At 58.6% G+C, this 18,702-nt stretch carries 18 protein-coding genes and 1 pseudogene; 2 read left to right on the top strand and 17 right to left on the bottom strand.

The window, feature by feature from the left end:
* Position 1: 1 nt before the first annotated feature.
* The 9 genes from AC1Z1G_RS08010 to flhA all read right to left on the bottom strand — a co-directional run bounded on the left by AC1Z1G_RS08010 (position 2) and on the right by flhA (position 10,675).
* Positions 2-742, bottom strand: coding sequence for a flagellar motor protein (locus tag AC1Z1G_RS08010; protein ID WP_347904790.1), 741 nt, complete (start codon positions 740-742; stop codon positions 2-4).
* Positions 742-1,857, bottom strand: a complete 1,116-nt coding sequence (locus AC1Z1G_RS08005) for a protein-glutamate methylesterase/protein-glutamine glutaminase (protein WP_483626243.1) — start codon at positions 1,855-1,857, stop codon at positions 742-744. The genes AC1Z1G_RS08010 and AC1Z1G_RS08005 overlap by 1 nt, the downstream gene beginning before the upstream one ends.
* Positions 1,858-1,907: 50 nt before the next feature.
* A complete protein-coding gene (locus AC1Z1G_RS08000) occupies positions 1,908-4,157 on the bottom strand; it encodes a chemotaxis protein CheA (RefSeq protein WP_483626241.1) in 2,250 nt (749 codons plus the stop codon).
* Between the two features lie 27 nt (positions 4,158-4,184).
* Complete coding sequence (locus AC1Z1G_RS07995; protein WP_483626239.1) at positions 4,185-4,973, bottom strand: protein phosphatase CheZ; 789 nt, start codon at positions 4,971-4,973, stop codon at positions 4,185-4,187.
* Between the two features lie 21 nt (positions 4,974-4,994).
* Complete coding sequence (locus AC1Z1G_RS07990) at positions 4,995-5,366, bottom strand: chemotaxis response regulator CheY (protein WP_008072643.1); 372 nt, start codon at positions 5,364-5,366, stop codon at positions 4,995-4,997.
* A 166-nt stretch (positions 5,367-5,532) separates the two neighbouring features.
* Positions 5,533-6,273 carry an RNA polymerase sigma factor FliA gene (fliA, locus tag AC1Z1G_RS07985; RefSeq protein ID WP_007894214.1) on the bottom strand — a complete coding sequence of 247 codons (741 nt, stop codon included), beginning with the start codon at positions 6,271-6,273 and terminating at the stop codon, positions 5,533-5,535.
* On the bottom strand, positions 6,270-7,100 hold the full coding sequence (gene fleN, locus AC1Z1G_RS07980) for a flagellar synthesis regulator FleN (RefSeq protein ID WP_347904786.1): 831 nt from the start codon (positions 7,098-7,100) through the stop codon (positions 6,270-6,272). The genes fliA and fleN overlap by 4 nt, the downstream gene beginning before the upstream one ends.
* A gap of 114 nt (positions 7,101-7,214) precedes the next feature.
* Positions 7,215-8,534, bottom strand: a complete 1,320-nt coding sequence (gene flhF / locus AC1Z1G_RS07975; protein WP_483626236.1) for a flagellar biosynthesis GTPase FlhF — start codon at positions 8,532-8,534, stop codon at positions 7,215-7,217.
* 11 nt (positions 8,535-8,545) lie between these two features.
* Positions 8,546-10,675, bottom strand: coding sequence for a flagellar biosynthesis protein FlhA (gene flhA, locus AC1Z1G_RS07970; RefSeq protein ID WP_347904784.1), 2,130 nt, complete (start codon positions 10,673-10,675; stop codon positions 8,546-8,548).
* Positions 10,676-10,907: 232 nt separating this feature from the next.
* On the opposite strand from flhA, the gene AC1Z1G_RS07965 reads away from it, so the two are divergent.
* Positions 10,908-11,999: an RHS repeat-associated core domain-containing protein gene (locus AC1Z1G_RS07965; RefSeq protein WP_483626235.1), complete on the top strand. Its 1,092-nt coding sequence runs from the start codon at positions 10,908-10,910 to the stop codon at positions 11,997-11,999.
* 100 nt (positions 12,000-12,099) lie between these two features.
* Here the strand turns inward: AC1Z1G_RS07965 and AC1Z1G_RS07960 are convergent.
* Positions 12,100-12,511 (bottom strand): annotated as a pseudogene (locus AC1Z1G_RS07960) (EscU/YscU/HrcU family type III secretion system export apparatus switch protein); the annotation flags it as partial.
* A 94-nt stretch (positions 12,512-12,605) separates the two neighbouring features.
* On the opposite strand from AC1Z1G_RS07960, the gene AC1Z1G_RS07955 reads away from it, so the two are divergent.
* On the top strand, positions 12,606-13,628 hold the full coding sequence (locus tag AC1Z1G_RS07955; protein ID WP_483626234.1) for an RHS repeat-associated core domain-containing protein: 1,023 nt from the start codon (positions 12,606-12,608) through the stop codon (positions 13,626-13,628).
* 180 nt (positions 13,629-13,808) lie between these two features.
* On the opposite strand, the gene flhB is transcribed toward AC1Z1G_RS07955, so the two are convergent.
* Genes flhB through fliM form a run of 7 tightly spaced genes read right to left on the bottom strand, consistent with a single transcriptional unit; the run spans position 13,809 to position 18,694 of the window.
* Positions 13,809-14,942 (bottom strand): flagellar biosynthesis protein FlhB, encoded by a 1,134-nt coding sequence (gene flhB, locus AC1Z1G_RS07950; RefSeq protein ID WP_483626233.1) that lies wholly within the window; start codon positions 14,940-14,942, stop codon positions 13,809-13,811.
* A gap of 3 nt (positions 14,943-14,945) precedes the next feature.
* Positions 14,946-15,728 carry a flagellar biosynthetic protein FliR gene (gene fliR / locus AC1Z1G_RS07945; protein WP_483626231.1) on the bottom strand — a complete coding sequence of 261 codons (783 nt, stop codon included), beginning with the start codon at positions 15,726-15,728 and terminating at the stop codon, positions 14,946-14,948.
* Between the two features lie 3 nt (positions 15,729-15,731).
* Positions 15,732-16,001, bottom strand: coding sequence for a flagellar biosynthesis protein FliQ (gene fliQ / locus AC1Z1G_RS07940; protein WP_347904781.1), 270 nt, complete (start codon positions 15,999-16,001; stop codon positions 15,732-15,734).
* Positions 16,002-16,024: 23 nt separating this feature from the next.
* A complete protein-coding gene (fliP, locus tag AC1Z1G_RS07935; protein ID WP_483626230.1) occupies positions 16,025-16,777 on the bottom strand; it encodes a flagellar type III secretion system pore protein FliP in 753 nt (250 codons plus the stop codon).
* Positions 16,777-17,211, bottom strand: a complete 435-nt coding sequence (gene fliO / locus AC1Z1G_RS07930) for a flagellar biosynthetic protein FliO (RefSeq protein WP_483626229.1) — start codon at positions 17,209-17,211, stop codon at positions 16,777-16,779. The genes fliP and fliO overlap by 1 nt, the downstream gene beginning before the upstream one ends.
* Positions 17,212-17,670, bottom strand: a complete 459-nt coding sequence (gene fliN / locus AC1Z1G_RS07925) for a flagellar motor switch protein FliN (RefSeq protein WP_347904778.1) — start codon at positions 17,668-17,670, stop codon at positions 17,212-17,214.
* A 55-nt stretch (positions 17,671-17,725) separates the two neighbouring features.
* Positions 17,726-18,694 (bottom strand): flagellar motor switch protein FliM, encoded by a 969-nt coding sequence (gene fliM, locus AC1Z1G_RS07920; protein ID WP_347904776.1) that lies wholly within the window; start codon positions 18,692-18,694, stop codon positions 17,726-17,728.
* Positions 18,695-18,702 lie beyond the last annotated feature (8 nt).

Here is an 18,702-nt window from a genome sequence, read left to right as displayed (position 1 = left end):
CTTAATCCATGAAGCCCTGAAGCTTCAACTCAATGGAGCGAGGGTTTTCACCTTCGGCGATCGACAAAATGCCTTCCAACAACATTTCGCGATAACGCGACTGCCGCAATGCGATTGACTTGAGCTTGGCGGCAATCGGCAACAACACCAGGTTGGCGCTGGCCACGCCGTAGATGGTCGCAACGAACGCCACGGCAATGCCGCTGCCCAGTTGCGACGGATCGGCGAGGTTGCCCATGACGTGAATCAGGCCCATCACCGCACCGATGATGCCGATGGTCGGCGCGTAGCCGCCCATGCTTTCAAAGACTTTCGCGGCTTCGATGTCACGACTCTCCTGGGTGTAGAAGTCCACCTCCAGGATGCTGCGAATCGCTTCCGGTTCGGCACCGTCCACCAACAGTTGCAGGCCTTTGCGCGAGTAGCTGTCAGGTTCGGCGTCAGCCACCCCTTCCAGCCCCAGCAAACCTTCCTTGCGGGCGGTCAGGCTCCAGTTCACCACGCGATCGATGCCACCGGCCAGATCGACGTGAGGTGGAAACAGAATCCAGCCAAGGATCTGCATGGCACGCTTGAAGGCGCTCATCGGCGACTGCAACAACGCAGCACCGATGGTCCCGCCCAGCACGATCAACGCTGCCGGGCCGTTGGCCAAGGCACCGAGATGACCACCTTCCAGGTAGTTGCCACCAATGATGGCGACGAACGCCATGATGATCCCGATAAGGCTTAACACATCCATCAGATACAAGCCTCGGCCAGGTGCTTGCCGATCTCGTCAAGGCTGTAAATCGCGTCTGCCAGATCGGCTTTGACGATCGCCATCGGCATGCCGTAGATCACGCAGCTGGCTTCATCCTGGGCCCAGACCGCACTGCCGCCCTGCTTGAGCAGGCGAGCGCCTTCACGACCGTCGGCGCCCATGCCGGTCAACACGACCGCCAGAACTTTGTCGCCGTAGGACTTGGCCGCCGAACCGAAGGTGATGTCCACGCACGGCTTGTAGTTCAGACGCTCGTCGCCCGGCAGGATTTTCACCGCGCCACGGCCATCGACCATCATTTGCTTGCCGCCAGGCGCCAATAGGGCCAGGCCCGGACGCAGGATGTCGCCATCCTCGGCTTCCTTGACGCTGATCTTGCACAGCTTGTCCAGACGCTCGGCGAAGGCCTTGGTGAAAGCTGCCGGCATGTGCTGGATCAGTACGATCGGTGCCGGGAAGTTCGCAGGCAACTGGGTCAACACCCGTTGCAGTGCAACCGGACCGCCCGTGGACGTACCGATGGCCACCAGCTTGTAGGATTTGCGCTTGGGTGCCGGCGACGAAGGGCTGGCCGCTGCCGCCCGGGTCGGCGCGGGTGCCGGTGCCGGACGCGCCGGGGCGCTGCCGCCAAACGTAACCGGCGCAGGGGCGGCGGCCGGAGCTGGAGCTGGAGCGCTGTAAGCACTGAAACGACGATTACTGCGCGAGATGCTGTGAACCTTCTCGCACAGCAGTTGCTTGACCTTCTCGGGATTGCGCGAGATGTCTTCGAAATTCTTCGGCAGGAAGTCCACCGCACCGGCATCCAGCGCGTCGAGGGTTACCCGGGCACCTTCATGCGTCAGCGAGGAGAACATCAACACCGGCGTCGGGCAGCGCTGCATGATGTGCCGCACTGCCGTGATGCCATCCATCATCGGCATCTCGTAGTCCATGGTGATCACGTCTGGCTTGAGGGCCAGGGCCTGATCAATCGCCTCTTTACCGTTGGTCGCCGTACCGACAACCTGGATGCTCGGATCCGCTGAAAGAATTTCCGAGACGCGGCGGCGGAAAAACCCCGAATCGTCCACCACCAGGACTTTGACTGCCATAAACACTCCGTTAGGCGCAGCGGGACCTCTGCGGCCCCGCCCCACCAGAATCAAATACGCCGTGCGGCGTAACGCTTGAGCATGCTCGGAACATCGAGAATCAGCGCAATGCGGCCGTCACCGGTAATGGTGGCGCCGGACATGCCCGGGGTTCCCTGGAGCATTTTGCCCAATGGCTTAATGACCACTTCTTCCTGGCCGACCAGTTGATCGACGACAAAGCCGATCCGCTGGGTGCCAACCGAAAGGATCACCACGTGGCCTTCACGCTGCTCTTCGTGAGCGGCAGAGCTGACGAGCCAACGCTTGAGGTAGAACAGTGGCAGCGCCTTGTCGCGCACGATCACCACTTCCTGGCCATCGACCACGTTGGTACGCGACAGGTCGAGGTGGAAGATCTCGTTGACGTTCACCAGTGGGAACGCGAACGCCTGGTTGCCCAGCATGACCATCAGGGTCGGCATGATCGCCAGGGTCAACGGGACCTTGATGACGATCTTCGAGCCCTGGCCCTTGGTCGAGTAGATGTTGATCGAACCGTTGAGCTGGGAAATCTTGGTTTTCACCACGTCCATGCCCACGCCACGACCGGACACGTCGGAGATCTCGGTCTTGGTCGAGAACCCTGGGGCGAAAATCAGGTTGTAGCACTCGGTGTCGCTCAGGCGGTCGGCAGCATCCTTGTCCATCACGCCGCGTTTTACCGCGATGGCGCGCAGGACGTTCGGGTCCATGCCTTTACCGTCATCGGAAATCGACAGCAGGATGTGATCACCCTCCTGCTCGGCCGCCAGGATGACCTTGCCGCCACGGGACTTGCCCGAAGCTTCGCGCTCTTCCGGCGACTCGATACCGTGGTCGACCGCGTTGCGCACCAAGTGGACCAACGGGTCGGCCAGGGCCTCGACGAGGTTCTTGTCGAGGTCGGTTTCTTCGCCGACCAGCTCCAGGTTGATCTCTTTCTTGAGCTGGCGCGCCAGGTCACGAACCAGGCGCGGGAAGCGCCCGAAGACCTTCTTGATCGGCTGCATCCGGGTCTTCATGACCGCGGTTTGCAAGTCGGCGGTGACCACGTCGAGGTTCGACACAGCCTTGGACATGGCTTCGTCACCGCTGTTGAGGCCCAGACGGACCAAGCGGTTACGCACCAGTACCAACTCGCCGACCATGTTCATGATTTCATCGAGCCGTGCGGTATCGACGCGCACGGTGGTCTCGGCTTCACTGGTCGGTTTTTCCGGTGGCGGCGTCGCAGCAGCACGAGCCGGAGCCGGCGCTGGGGCCGGAGCAGCGGCTTTCGCTGTTTCAGCCTTGGCTGGCGCAGCTTTGGCTTCTGGCGCCTTGGCCACCGGCTTTGGCGCGGCCTTGGCAACAGGTGCAGCCACTGCCGCCGTAGCCGAACCGGCCACTTCGGTGAACTTGCCTTTGCCGTGTAACTCGTCGAGCAGCGATTCGAACTCGTGATCGGAGATCAGGTCGCTGCCGGCTGCAGCCGCGGTCGGTGCCGCTTGTGCCGGAACCGAAGCAATGGCCGAGTCCAGCGCATCAACGGCAAAGGTGCCTTTGCCGTGCAACTGGTCGAGCAACGCTTCAAATTCGTCGTCGGTAATATCGGTATTGGCTGGCGTCGATGCAGGTGCCGCCGGCACTGCCGGTGCTACCACGGCATCCACCGCGAACTGACCTTTGCCATGCAGTTGGTCGAGCAAGGACTCGAACTCGGCATCGGTAATTTCATCACTGCCTGGCGCAGCAGCTTCTGCCGCAGCCGCTGGGGCTTCGGCCTGCTCCTTGACTGCATTCAGCGAGTCGAGCAGTTGTTCGAATTCGTTGTCGGTGATGTCGCCCGATTCGCTTTCAGCGACCGGTGCCTCAACCACTTCTTCGACCACGGGCGCAACCTCGGCCGAGGCCGGTTCGGCCAGGCGAGCCAATGCCGCCAGCAGCTCCGGCGTCGCTGCCGTGATCGGTGCACGCTCGCGGACTTCGCTGAACATGCTGTTCACCGCGTCGAGCGCTTCGAGAACCACGTCCATCAATTCCGAGTCGACGCGACGTTCACCCTTGCGCAGGATGTCGAACACGTTTTCGGCGATGTGACAGCACTCCACCAGCTCGTTGAGCTGGAGGAAGCCGGCGCCCCCTTTTACAGTGTGAAAACCGCGAAAAATTGCATTGAGCAAGTCCGCATCATCCGGTCGGCTTTCAAGCTCGACCAGCTGTTCGGACAGTTGCTCTAGAATTTCGCCGGCCTCAACCAGGAAATCCTGAAGGATCTCTTCATCGGCGCCGAAGCTCATTAATGGGGTGCTCCTACAGGTCTAAACCTAAAATCCAAGGCTGGAAAGCAAATCGTCCACATCGTCCTGACCGGACACAACGTCTTCACGTTTATCGGCATGAATCTGCGGACCTTCACCCTGCGTGAGATGTTTTTGTGGATCTTTTTCGGCCAACATCGCTTCGCGGTCATGTTCGATGCCTGCAAAGCGGTCGACTTGACTGGCCATCAGCACGAGTTTGAGCAGATTGCTTTCGACTTCGGTGACCAATTGGGTCACACGCTTGATGACTTGCCCGGTGAGGTCCTGGTAGTCCTGAGCCAGCAGAATGTCATTGAGGTTGTTCGACACGGTCTGAGTGTTCTCGACGCTGCGCGTCAGGAAACCGTCAACGCGCCTTGCCAGCTCACGAAATTCCTCGGCACCGACTTCACGCCGCATGAACCGGCCCCAGTCCGCACTCAAGGCCTGGGCATCAGTGCTCAGGCCATTGACCAGCGGGGTGCTGTTCTCGACCAGGTCCATGGTGCGATTGGCTGCGGCCTCGGTCAGCTTGACCACATAGGACAGGCGTTCGGTGGCATCCGTGATCTGCGACACTTCCTCGGCTTGAGGCATGTGCGGGTCAATCTGAAAATTGACGATCGCGCTGTGCAGCTCGCGAGTGAGCTTGCCAACTTCCTGGTACAGGCCGCGATCACGGGTCTGATTGAGCTCATGGATCAGTTGCACCGCGTCACCGAACTTGCCTTTTTCAAGGCTGTCGACCAGTTCGCGGGCATGTTTTTTCAGGGTCGATTCAAAATCGCCCTGTGAAGATTCGTTGTGCTCCATAGCTCCCCCGTGGCGGATGCATCAACCGATGCGTTCGAAGATTTTTTCGATCTTGTCTTTCAACGCCTGGGCCGTGAAGGGTTTGACCACATAGCCGTTAACGCCGGCCTGAGCCGCTTCGATGATCTGCTCGCGCTTGGCTTCAGCGGTCACCATCAGTACAGGCAGGTGCTTGAGCTTTTCATCGGCACGCACGTGACGCAGCAGATCGATACCGGTCATGCCAGGCATGTTCCAGTCTGTTACCAGAAAGTCGATGCTTCCGCTGTTGAGCACAGGGATGGCGGTAATGCCGTCGTCTGCCTCGACCGTGTTGGTGAACCCAAGGTCACGCAACAGGTTTTTTATGATCCGCCGCATCGTTGAGAAGTCATCAACGATGAGGATTTTCATGTTCTTGTCCAATTCGACCTCCAAGCAGTCTTAAACGCGCTCAGCACCTGAACGCGCCATTTCAATCAATCCGGCGTAACACTCAACGACTGTCTGGAGTACAACGGGCCGAGACCGGTTCAGCCTAAGCCGTACCAGCCTCGTTCGCAGCGCCCCACACGGCCTGTCAACGCGCTCGCCACTCCCCCAAACGCCCCCGCAAACGGGCCGCGCACTGGCTGTGTAACTGGCTGACCCGCGATTCGCTGACCCCCAGGACCTCACCGATTTCCTTGAGGTTCAGCTCTTCGTCGTAGTACAGCGCCAACACCAGTCGCTCACGCTCCGGCAAATTGGCAATCGCGTCCGCCAGCGCAGCCTGGAAACGTTCGTCTTCCAGGTCACGCGACGGCTCGAGATGAGCACTCGCGCCATCCTCATGCAGCCCTTCATGCTCGCCGTCCTGCAACAGATCGTCGAAGCTGAACAGCCGGCTGCCCAAGGTGTCGTTCAAAATCCCGTAATAATCATCGAGACTCAATTGGAGTTCGGCCGCAACCTCGTGATCTTTAGCGTCACGGCCGGTTTTAGCTTCAATCGAGCGAATTGCGTCGCTGACCATGCGGGTATTGCGGTGGACCGAACGCGGCGCCCAGTCCCCCTTGCGTACTTCATCGAGCATCGCCCCACGTATGCGGATACCCGCATACGTCTCGAAGCTTGCGCCTTTGCTTGCGTCGTACTTGGTCGACACTTCGAGCAAGCCGATCATCCCGGCCTGGATCAAATCCTCGACCTGGACACTGGCCGGCAGGCGAGCCAGCAGGTGATAGGCAATACGCTTGACCAGTGGCGCATAGCGCTCGATCAATTCGTACTGGGCGTCACGTGCCGACTTTTTGTAAAGGTTGTAACCGCTGGCTGTCATAGCACAGGTCCTGCCGTTTGTTGCACGAGACGCTCGACGAAAAACTCCAGGTGCCCGCGCGGGTTGGCAGGCAACGGCCAGGTATCGACCTTCTGTGCAATGGCCTTGAACGCCAGCGCGCACTTGGAACGCGGAAAGGCTTCATAGACCGCACGTTGCTTCTGCACTGCCTTGCGCACGCTCTCGTCGTAGGGAACGGCACCGACGTATTGTAAGGCGACGTCCAGGAAGCGGTCCGTGACCTTGGTCAACTTGGCGAACAGATTGCGGCCTTCTTGCGGGCTTTGCGCCATGTTGGCCAGCACGCGGAAGCGATTCATGCCGTAATCGCGGTTAAGCAGCTTGATCAGGGCATAGGCATCGGTGATCGAGGTCGGTTCATCGCAGACCACCAGCAAAACCTCTTGCGCGGCGCGGACAAAACTGACTACCGAGTCACCAATACCGGCAGCGGTGTCTATGACAAGCACGTCGAGGTTGTCGCCGATATCGCTGAAGGCCTGAATCAGGCCGGCATGCTGGGCAGGGCTCAGGTGAACCATGCTCTGGGTGCCGGAAGCTGCCGGAACGATACGAATACCGCCAGGCCCCTGCAATAACACGTCGCGCAGCTCACAACGGCCTTCGATGACGTCGGCCAAGGTATGTTTGGGTGTCAGCCCCAACAGGACGTCGACGTTCGCCAGACCCAGATCGGCATCCAGCAGCATGACGCGCCTGCCAAGCTCGGCGAGAGCCAGGGACAAGTTAACTGACACGTTAGTCTTCCCGACGCCACCTTTGCCGCCGGTCACCGCGATCACCTGTACGGGATGCATGCTGCCCATGTTCTTTCTTTACCTTGTCTTGCTTAGACGCGGGCTACATAACTGGCTGCGCGTTCACACTGGAACAATGCATGGCAGTCCGTCGATGTAGGTACAAATCTATTCATTAATACCTCAGCCAACCCGCTTGGTCGGGCTGTGGTAGAGATCAGCGAACATGTCAGCCATGGCTTCTTCGCTGGGTTCTTCCTGCATTTGCACACTGACGGCGCGGCTGACCAGTTGGTGGCGGCGCGGCAGGTGCAGGTCATCCGGGATACGCGGCCCATCCGTGAGATAGGCAACGGGCAATTCATGACTGATGGCCAGGCTCAACACTTCGCCCAGGCTTGCCGTTTCATCCAGTTTAGTCAGGATGCACCCGGCCAGCCCGCAGCGCTTGTAACTGTGATAAGCGGCGGTCAGTACCTGCTTCTGGCTGGTGGTAGCCAGAACCAGATAATTCTTCGACTTGATGCCACGCCCGTTCAGGCTTTCCAACTGCATGCGCAATGCCGGATCGCTGGCTTGCAGGCCGGCGGTATCGATCAACACCACACGCTTGCGCAGCAGCGGATCGAGGGCTTGCGCCAGGGACTGGCCCGGATCGACATGGGTCACGGAAACGTTGAGGATCCGGCCCAGGGTCTTGAGCTGTTCCTGCGCACCAATACGGTAGCTGTCCATGCTCACCAGCGCGATATTTTGCGCGCCGTACTTGAGCACATAACGGGCAGCCAGCTTGGCCAGGGTCGTGGTCTTGCCCATGCCGGCAGGGCCGACCATGGCAATCACGCCACCTTCTTCAAGCGGTTCGATTTCAGGCGTGCTGATCATCCGCGCCAGATGCGCCAGCAGCATGCGCCAGGCTTGGCGAGGCTCTTCGATTTCGGTAGTCAGCTCCAGCAAATCGCGGGACAACGGGCCGGAGAGACCAATACGTTGCAGGCGACGCCAGAGGTTGGCCTGGGCCGGACGGCTGCCTTGCAGTTGATTCCAGGCCAGGGAGCCGAGCTGGACTTCCAGCAACTCACGCAGGCCGTTTAGCTCGAAACGCATCGAGTCGAACGCGCGCGGATCAACGCCGGTGCTCGCCGCAGGGGCAGGCGCCGGACGCTTGGGTTCAGCGTAGGTCGGCTCAATCAGCGGCTCGGCCGCGGTCAGCGGCAAACCGGCGAACAACTGCCGATTGGTACTCGCGTCGCTGTCGCCACGCAGGCTCAGCTCGGCTTGAGCCGTGACAATGCGTGACTGGGTCTTGCGCAACTCGTCTTCGAGCTCGATGTTCGGCACACGCGGCGCCAGAGCCGACAGCTTGTAATCCAGGGCAGCCGTCAACTCGACACCACCGGCGATCCGGCGATTACCAATAATGGCGGCATCAGCGCCCAGCTCATCACGAACCAGTTTCATGGCCTGACGCATATCGGCGGCGAAAAAACGCTTAACTTGCATAAACCACTACCTCAGCCGTTGGGCCCTACTGTCGCAACGATGGTCACTTGCTTGTTGTCCGGGATTTCCTGGTACGCCAACACGTGCAAACCAGGAACCGCCAGACGTCCGAATCGCGAGAGCATGGCGCGAACCGGACCGGCTACCAGCAGAATCACTGGATGACCTTGCATCTCTTGTCGCTGCGCGGCTTCGATCAACGAACGCTGCAGCTTCTCTGCCATGCTTGGCTCCAGCAGAACGCCCTCTTCCGAGCCTTGTCCTGCCTTCTGCAGACTATTGAGCAATATTTGTTCCAACCTTGGCTCCAAGGTGATCACAGGCAGCTCAGACTCAGTGCCTACAATGCTTTGGACGATGGCGCGCGACACGCCGACGCGGACGGCGGCCACCAGCGCGGCGGTATCTTGACTCTTGGACGCGTTGTTCGCGATGGCTTCGGCGATGCTGCGAATGTCCCGCACCGGAACCTGTTCAGCCAACAACGCCTGCAAGACCTTGAGCAACTGCGACAGCGAGACAACTCCCGGCACCAGCTCTTCGGCGAGTTTGGGCGAGCTTTTGGCCAGCAACTGCATGAGTTGCTGGACTTCTTCGTGGCCGATCAGCTCACTGGAGTGCTTGTACAGAATCTGGTTGAGGTGGGTGGCCACCACGGTACTGGCGTCAACCACGGTATAACCGAGGGACTGGGCCTGGGCGCGTTGACTGATCTCGATCCACACCGCCTCCAGACCAAAGGCCGGATCCTTGGCGGTAATGCCGTTGAGCGTGCCGTAGACCTGGCCCGGGTTGATCGCCAGTTCGCGGTCCGGGTAAATCTCGGCCTCTGCCAGGATCACCCCCATCAAGGTCAGGCGATAAGCGCTTGGCGCAAGGTCAAGGTTGTCGCGGATGTGCACGGTCGGCATCAGGAAGCCCAGATCCTGGGAGAGCTTCTTGCGCACACCCTTGATCCGCGCCAGCAACTGGCCGCCCTGGTTACGGTCCACCAGGGGAATCAACCGGTAGCCGACCTCCAGGCCAATCATGTCGATCGGCGTGACGTCATCCCAGCCCAGCTCCTTGGTTTCCATGGCGCGGGCCGGCGAAGGCAGCAGTTCCTGCTGACGCTGAACCTCGGCCAATGCCTGAACCTTGACGGTGTTTTGTTTTTTCCAGAACAGGTACGCGGCCCCGCCAGCTACCGCCGCCATGCTCAGGAAGGAAAAGTGCGGCATGCCGGGCACCAGCCCCATGACCGCCATCAGACCGGCCGCCACCGCCAGCGCCTTGGGCGAAGCGAACATCTGCCGATTGATCTGCTTGCCCATGTCTTCCGAACCAGAAGCACGGGTCACCATGATCGCCGCAGCGGTCGACAGCAACAGTGATGGCAATTGCGCCACCAAACCGTCACCGATGGTCAGCAAGGCGTAAACCTTGCCCGCATCGCCGAAAGTCATGTTGTGCTGGAAAATACCGACCGCCATGCCGCCGATCAGGTTGATGAACAGGATCAGCAGGCCCGCGATGGCGTCACCGCGAACGAACTTGCTGGCACCGTCCATCGAACCGTAGAACTCAGCCTCCTGGGCCACTTCCATACGGCGCAGCTTGGCCTGGTTCTGATCGATCAGGCCGGCGTTCAAATCGGCGTCAATCGCCATTTGTTTGCCGGGCATCGCATCAAGGGTAAACCGCGCGCTCACTTCGGAAATTCGTCCGGCGCCCTTGGTCACCACCACGAAGTTGATGATCATCAGGATCGCGAAGACTACGATACCGACCACGTAGTTACCGCCGATCACCACCTCACCGAAGGCCTGGATCACCTTACCGGCGGCGGCGTGGCCATCCTGACCGTGGAGCATCACCACGCGGGTCGAGGCCACGTTCAGCGCCAGTCGCAACAGCGTGGCGACCAGCAGGATGGTCGGGAACACCGCGAAATCCAGCGGCCGCAAGGCATAGACGCAGACCAGCAACACAACAATCGACAGCGCGATGTTGAACGTGAAGAACACGTCGAGCAGGAACGGCGGGACCGGCAACATCATCATGGCCAGCATGACCAACAGCAACAGCGGCACACCCAGATTGCCTCGACTGAGGTCTGCCAGGTTGCTGCGGGCATTGTTGATTAACTGAGAGCGATCCACCGGCTTTCCTCGTTCCTTAAAGCAAACTTTTGACGCCCGAAGCAGGCGCAGGGCGGCTACTGCAAGAAGCCTTCCAACTTTTGCCAAGAGCGGAAATAGAGGTGCGCCTGAGAGAGTTTGATCGCCCGAACCGGAGCATCACGGGCCAACCTATCAGTTCTGCTAGTACCCATCCCTCACGATTTTCTCAATACTCAACGCCTGCACTCAGAACCGTCGAGGCGCTCATTCCATGCCAACCCAACGCGACACACTGCTCTGCCGTTATCGCTATGACCCACTGGACCGCCTGACCGGGCAGGCGCCACCCGATACCCCCGAGCGCCAGCGCTTCTATTGCAAAAGCCGGTTGGCCACTGAGATACAGGGCGCAATGGGGTATTCCATCGTCCAGCATGGCGACCAGATGCTTGCGCAGCAGCAGAGTGAGGGCGATGCACTCGACACCACGCTGCTGGCCACCGATCAGCAGCGCTCGGTGCTGCACACGCTCAAGGCCAATCACCCACGGCAACCCATCGCCTATTCGCCCTACGGCCACCGCCCCGCCGAAAACGGGTTGCTCAGCCTGCTCGGCTTCAACGGTGAACGACCGGACCCGGTGACCGGGCATTATTTGTTGGGGAATGGGTATCGGGCGTTTAATCCGGTGTTGATGCGGTTTAATAGTCCGGATAGTTTGAGTCCGTTTGGGAAGGGCGGGTTGAATTCATACACATACTGCTTAGGAGACCCAATGAATCGAAAGGATGACACCGGGCACTTTTCAACGGCCATGCTCCACAAATCTTGGGCTTGGGCAAGTCGAGTAAAGGATCTCATCAGCTCTTTATTCGTGCAAGCTCTGAACCCTTCAAATAGTTTGGAACTTCGCGCGGACCTACAGAATTTAGCAACCCCCTTAGCCAATAGAAACCTATTGAGCAATGAACAGACACTCGCCGGACACCCGCCGCGACAACCTCTCTCACTGACAGAAGCGACCCTAAAAAAAGTCCATCACAAAGACTTTAGACCTGCTTTAACAGAAGTGGAGAGGCCAATTGCCCGGAGGATAGATCAGATGAACAACTTGAAAGGTCAAGAAATTGCAGCCCGGCTGTCCGAGGGCGAGCCAAATAACAAACTATTTAAATTAGCCGCGAACCGCCAACTTGAGGGCGGGGCTGAGTGGGCTGCAAACCTGCCCGCCCAGAGTACAATCCACGATGATTTCATGAAGAACTTCAAGCTTTTTACCTTTCCCGATGCTCCTCACCGCGACACCTTTTTATCATTTAGAGTTTATAAGTACGATTTACGACGCGAACAAATTTATCGATAGCGTCATCTGAACCTTAGGGGACGCTAAAAAGTAGAGAAAGCGCCAATAACAAACGGGGGAATAAACCACAATCAACCGTTATTCATAGATGAACAGTCGATCAAGTATCCCGCCGCAAATCCGGTGGGACTGGCAAATCGTCCTTAAGCGGCTCCGGCCGCTTTTCTTTACCCGCCCGATACTGCCGAATCTGATAGACATAAGCCAACACCTGCGCCACCGTCAGATAGAGCCCCGCCGGGATTTCCTGTTCAAGTTCGGTGGAGCAATAGATCGAACGCGCCAGCGCGGACGACTCGAGCAGCACGTTGCTGGCTACGGCGATTTCACGGATTTTCAACGCCAGGCAATCAGCCCCCTTGGCCAGCAACACAGGCGCCCCCCTTCTCCGGGTCGTACTTGAGCGTCATCGCGTAGTGGGTCGGGTTGGTAATGACCACATCGGTCTCAGGAATGGCTGCCATCATCTGCCGCCGGGACATCTCGCGCAGAAGCGGGCGAATACGCTGTTTGCCCCCGCAAAACTAGCAGTTCTGCTAGTACCCATCCCTCACGACTTCCTCAATACTCAACGCCTGCACTCAGAACCGTCGAGGCGCTCATCCCATGCCAACCCAACGCGACACACTGCTCTGCCATTATCGCTATGACCCACTGGACCGCCTGACCGGACAGGCGCCACCCGATACCCCCGAGCGCCAGCGCTTCTATTGCAAAAGCCGGTTGGCCACTGAGATACAGGGCGCAATGGGGTATTCCATCGTCCAGCATGGCGACCAATTGCTGGCGCAACAGCAGAGTGAGGGCAATGCACTCGACACCACGCTGCTGGCCACCGATCAGCAGCGTTCGGTGGTGCACACGCTCAAGGCCAATCACCCACGGCAACCCATCGCCTATTCGCCCTACGGCCACCGGCCTGCCGAAAACGGGTTGCTCAGTCTGCTCGGCTTCAACGGCGAACGGCCGGACCCGGTGACCGGGCATTATTTATTGGGGAATGGGTATCGGGCGTTTAATCCGGTGTTGATGAGGTTTAATAGTCCGGATAGCTTGAGTCCGTTTGGAGAGGGAGGGGAAAACCCGTATGCATATTGTTCGGGGGACCCAATGAATTTTACGGACTCAAGCGGCCAGTTTCGCTTAAAACTTCCAAAGTGGATTAGTCGCACTTTCGCGAAAACAAATAAAAATGCCAACACCTCAAAGCACGCTAACAAATTCGCCACCCCTCTTTCTGGGCAGTACATCCATATTGGCCACCATGCATCGACAAGTAATTATCGCAAGAGCCTAGAAAACGGATTAGATCCAAAATTTATAGGGTTAAGCCGAGGCGCAGGCCATGGACCTGGATTTTATGTAACCAAGAACTTAGACATGGCCGAATCACTGGCGATAGATATGGCACAAAAAGGAAAAGATATCTCACCAATGATTTTTGATGTATTTGTGAAAGCCCCAAATCAAGCTATAGAGCCGCTTAACGGCATACTGCACAACACCAATGCTTTATTAAATGGAATAAAAGAAGCTGGCTCTGCGGAGCACCTCGTCATCAGCACCTCTCGCTATAAAGATGTTGTTTTAAAAGGTAGAGATATTAGAGTTGGCCAGCGCACCCCATAACCGCCCCCCCAGCCGGACTACTGACCAAGCAGATTCACTGGAACTTTCACACCTCACAAGAACTAAATCAGTCGCACCACTGAAAACCCATGAACTTACTAAAGAAGTAAATCAAATTCGAAACAAGGCATTCAACTAATCATCAATTTAGATGACCCCATAACATATGATCAACACATACTAATCCCGCCTTAAATCCGGTGGAATCGGCAGGTCGGCCAGTGGCTCCGGCCGCTTACCCTTGCCCGCGCGGTGCTGGCGGATCTGGTAGACGTAGGCCAGTACCTGAGCAACCGCCAGATAGAGCCCGCCCGGGATTTCTTCTTCCAGCTCGGTGGAGTAATAGATCGAACGCGCCAGCGCGGGCGACTCGAGCAGCAGCACGTTGTTGGCTACGGCGATTTCACGGATTTTCAACGCCAGGAAATCAGTACCCTTGGCCAGCAACACAGGCGCACTGCCCTTCTCCGAGTCGTACTTGAGCGCCACGGCGTAGTGAGTCGGGTTAGTGATAATCACATCAGCTTCGGGAATGGCCGCCATCATGCGGCGCTGAGACATTTCGCGCTGCAACTGACGAATCCGCTGCTTGACCTCCGGCTTACCCTCCTGATCCTTATGCTCGTCGCGCACTTCCTGCTTGGTCATCAGCAACTTTTTATGGCTCTGATACAACTGGACAGGCACGTCGACCGCTGCAATCAAAATCAAACCGCACGCCATCCACAACGTACTCCAGCCCACCAACTGCACGCTGTGAATGATCGCCTGCTCCAACGGCTCGTGAGCAATACGCAGCAAATCATCAATGTCTGAACGCAGCACCGTCAGCGCCACGAACAGGATCAACAAAAACTTCGCCAACGCCTTCAGCAGCTCGATAATCGCCGTCGAGGAGAACATTCGCTTGAGACCGTTGGCCGGGTTCATTCGACTGAATTTGGGGGCCAGGCTCTTGCCCGCAAACAGCCAGCCGCCCAGCGAAATCGGCCCAAGAAACGCCGCAAGCAACAGCATCAGCAGCACCGGCTGGACAGCGATGATCGCAATCTTGCCCGAGTGCAGCAAATACAGCCCCATGGCACCCGGACTGAGCAACACCTCGCGCGGCAGGGAGAAGTTCAGGCGCATGATTTCCAGCAAGTCCTGCGCCAGACCACCGCCATAGATCAGCAGCGCGCCCGCTCCCGCCAGCATGATCGCCAGGGTGTTGAGCTCTTTGGAACGGGCAATCTCGCCCTTGTCACGGGAATCCTTTTTGCGTTTCTCCGTGGGGTCTTCTGTCTTGTCCTGACCACTCTCGCTCTCGGCCATGGCTCAGCGCGCCTGTGCCATGTCGCGTAACAACTGCAAAGCCTCGGAGGCCAGCGGCTGATACTGATTGAGAATGTCGCCCAGCGTGACCCAGAAGATCACCATGCCCAGCACCAGGGTCAGCGGAAAACCAATGGAGAAGATGTTCAACTGCGGCGCGGCGCGGGTCATCACCCCGAAGGCGATGTTGACCACCAACAGGGCAGTAATCGCCGGCAACACCAGCAACATGGCCGCCCCCAGCACCCAGCCCATCTTGCCGGCCATCTCCCAGAAGTGATTGACCAGCATGGCGCTGCCGACCGGCAACGTGGTGAAGCTTTCAGTAAGGATTTCGAACACTACCAGGTGCCCGTTCATCGACAGAAACAACAGTGTCACCAGCATCGTCAGGAACTGCCCGATCACCGCTGCAGATACGCCATTGGTAGGGTCGACCATCGAGGCGAAACCCATACCCATCTGGATCGAAATGATTTGCCCGGCGACCACAAAAGCCTGGAAAAACAGCTGCAACGCGAACCCCATCAACGCACCGATGATCACCTGTTCGGCAATCAGCAACAGACCACCGAGGTCCAGCGCATTGACCTGCGGCATCGGCGGCAAGCCCGGCACGATGACCACCGTGATCGCGAGCGCAAAATACAAACGCACACGCTTGGGCACCAAGGTTGTGCCGAAAATCGGCATGGTCATCAACACCGCACCCACGCGAAACAGCGGCAGCATGAAGCTGCCCACCCAGGTACTGATTTGCGCGTCGGTCAGCGCCAGCAATGACATGGCTTAGCCGATCAACTGCGGAATACTGCCGTACAACTGCTGGATGTATTCCATGAAGGTCTGCACCAACCATGGGCCGGCGACAATCAGCGTCACCAGCATCACCAGCAATCGCGGCAAGAAGCTGAGGGTTTGTTCGTTGATTTGGGTAGCCGCCTGAAACATCGCCACCAGCAACCCCACCAGCAAGCTGGGGATTACCAGCACGGCAACCATCATGGTGGTCAGCCAGAGCGCCTCACGAAACAGGTCTACCGCGACTTCAGGAGTCATTACGCACTACCCGCAAACAAGGTTTAAACGCCACCGAAACTGCCCGCCAGCGTACCGATGATCAGCGCCCAGCCATCCACGAGCACAAACAGCATGATCTTGAACGGTAGCGAAATGATCAGGGGCGACAGCATCATCATACCCATGGCCATCAGCACACTGGCGACCACCAGGTCGATGATCAGGAACGGGATAAAGATCATGAAACCGATCTGGAATGCGGTTTTCAGCTCCGATGTCACGAAGGCCGGAACCAGAATGGTCAGCGGCGCCTGGTCCGGGCTTGCAATATCGGTGCGCTTGGACAGGCGCATGAACAGCTCAAGATCGCTGCTGCGAGTCTGGGCCAGCATGAAGTCCTTGATCGGCACCTGCGCCTTGGCGACAGCGTCCTGGGCGGTGAGTTTCTCCGCCAGATACGGCTGCAGGGCATCCTGGTTCACCCGATCGAACACCGGCGCCATGATGAACATGGTGAGGAACAGCGCCATGCCGGTGAGAATCTGGTTCGACGGCGTCTGCTGCAGGCCCAGGGCCTGACGCAGAATCGAGAAGACGATGATGATCCGGGTGAAACTGGTCATCAGCATGACAAACGCCGGAATGAAGCTCAGCGCCGTCATGATCAGCAGAATCTGCAGGCTGACCGAGTATTCCTGCTGCCCGTCGGCACCTGTTCCCAGGGTGATCGCCGGAATCGACAACGGATCGGCGGCAAACGCCAGCGGCGCGGCCAGCATCAGGGCCAGCGTCAACACGATGCGCAACGCACCCATTACTTCTTATCCTTCTGATCCTTGCCCAACAGTTCCATCAGGCGCTGAGCAAACTCGGGGGTCGCCTGCTCGGTGCTCGGTACTTGCACCGGCTCCTTGAGGACATGCAACGGGGTGATGGAACCGGGCGTCAGGCCGAGCAGGATCTGCTCGTTACCCACCTGCACCAGCACCAGGCGATCACGCGGCCCGAGGGCCCGCGAGCCAATCAGCTCGATCACCTGCCCTTTGCCGGCAGGACCGGCCTGCTGGACCCGACGCAATAGCCAGGCCAACAGGAAGATCAGCCCCAGCACCAGCAGCAAACCCAATACCAGTTGGGTCAACTGGCCGGCGATGCCGCTTTTGGCGACCGGCGCCACGACCTGAGCCACCGGCTCGGATGCCAAAACGCTTGCGGGCAACGCCAGCACCATGCCGAGAAACTTTTTCACTCAGCGCAACTTCTTGATGCGTTCGCTAGGACTGATCACGTCGGTCAGGCGGATGCCGAACTTCTCGTTGACCACTACCACTTCGCCGTGAGCGATCAGCGTGCCGTTGACCAGCACGTCAAGCGGCTCGCCCGCCAGACGATCGAGTTCGATCACCGAGCCCTGGTTCAGCTGCAACAGGTTGCGGATGTTGATATCGGTGCTGCCAACCTCCATGGAGATCGACACCGGGATGTCCAGGATCACGTCCAGGTTCGGACCATCAAGGCTGACCGGGTCGTTGTTCTTCGGCATGCTGCCGAATTCTTCCATTGGCAGGCGGTTGGAAACAGGCTCGTCAGCCGCCAGCAAGGCATCGATGTCATCTTGCCCGGCATCACCGGTTTCTTCCAGTGCAGCAGCCCACTCATCGGCCAGAGCCTGGTCGTCCTGGGAGTTCATATCGTGTTCGTCAGCCATCAGGGTTCCTCGACGGGCAAAAATCAGTTAACAACGCGAATGTGTACTAACGCCCTTAACGGCGCTCGATCGGCTCGATCACTTGCAACGCGAGGTTGCCTTTGTGGGAGCCCATCTTGACCTTGAAGGCCGGCACGCCGTTGGCGCGCATGATCATTTCTTCCGGCATTTCGACCGGGATCACATCCCCCGGCTGCATGTGCAGGATGTCGCGCAGACGCAGCTGGCGACGAGCAACCGTGGCACCGATAGGTACGTCGACATCCAGCACGTCCTGGCGCAAGGCGTTGACCCAGCGTTCGTCCTGATCGTCGAGGTCCGACTGGAAACCGGCGTCGAGCATTTCGCGCACCGGCTCGATCATCGAGTACGGCATGGTCACGTGCAGGTCACCGCCACCGCCATCGAGTTCGATGTGGAACGTGGAGACCACAACCGCTTCGCTCGGGCCGACGATGTTGGCCATGGCCGGGTTCACTTCGGAGTTGATGTACTCGAAGTTCACTTCCATGATCGCCTGCCAGGCTTCCTTCAAGTCGACGAAGGCCTGCTCGAGCACCATGCGCACCACCCGCAACTCGGTCGGGGTGAACTCTCGGCCTTCGATCTTGGCGTGACGACCGTCACCGCCGAAGAAGTTGTCCACCAGCTTGAACACCAGCTTGGCGTCGAGAATGAACAGTGCTGTACCGCGCAGCGGCTTGATCTTGACCAGGTTGAGACTGGTCGGAACGTAAAGCGAGTGCACGTATTCGCCGAACTTCATCACCTGCACGCCACCAACGGCAACGTCAGCCGAACGGCGCAGCATGTTGAACATGCTGATGCGGGTGTAGCGGGCAAAACGTTCGTTGATCATTTCCAGGGTCGGCATGCGCCCACGGACGATCCGGTCCTGACTGGTCAGGTCGTAACTTTTGACACTGCCGGGATCGGCAGCGTTATCGGTCTGTACCAGACCATCGTCGACACCATGCAACAGCGCATCGATCTCATCCTGGGACAGCAGGTCCTGCACGGCCATGTCGTGTT

It is taken from the genome of Pseudomonas sp. JL27(2026) (assembly GCF_056933555.1).
The sequence above is the reverse complement of the archived record's forward strand: the minus strand, read 5'-3'. Positions and strand labels throughout refer to the sequence as shown.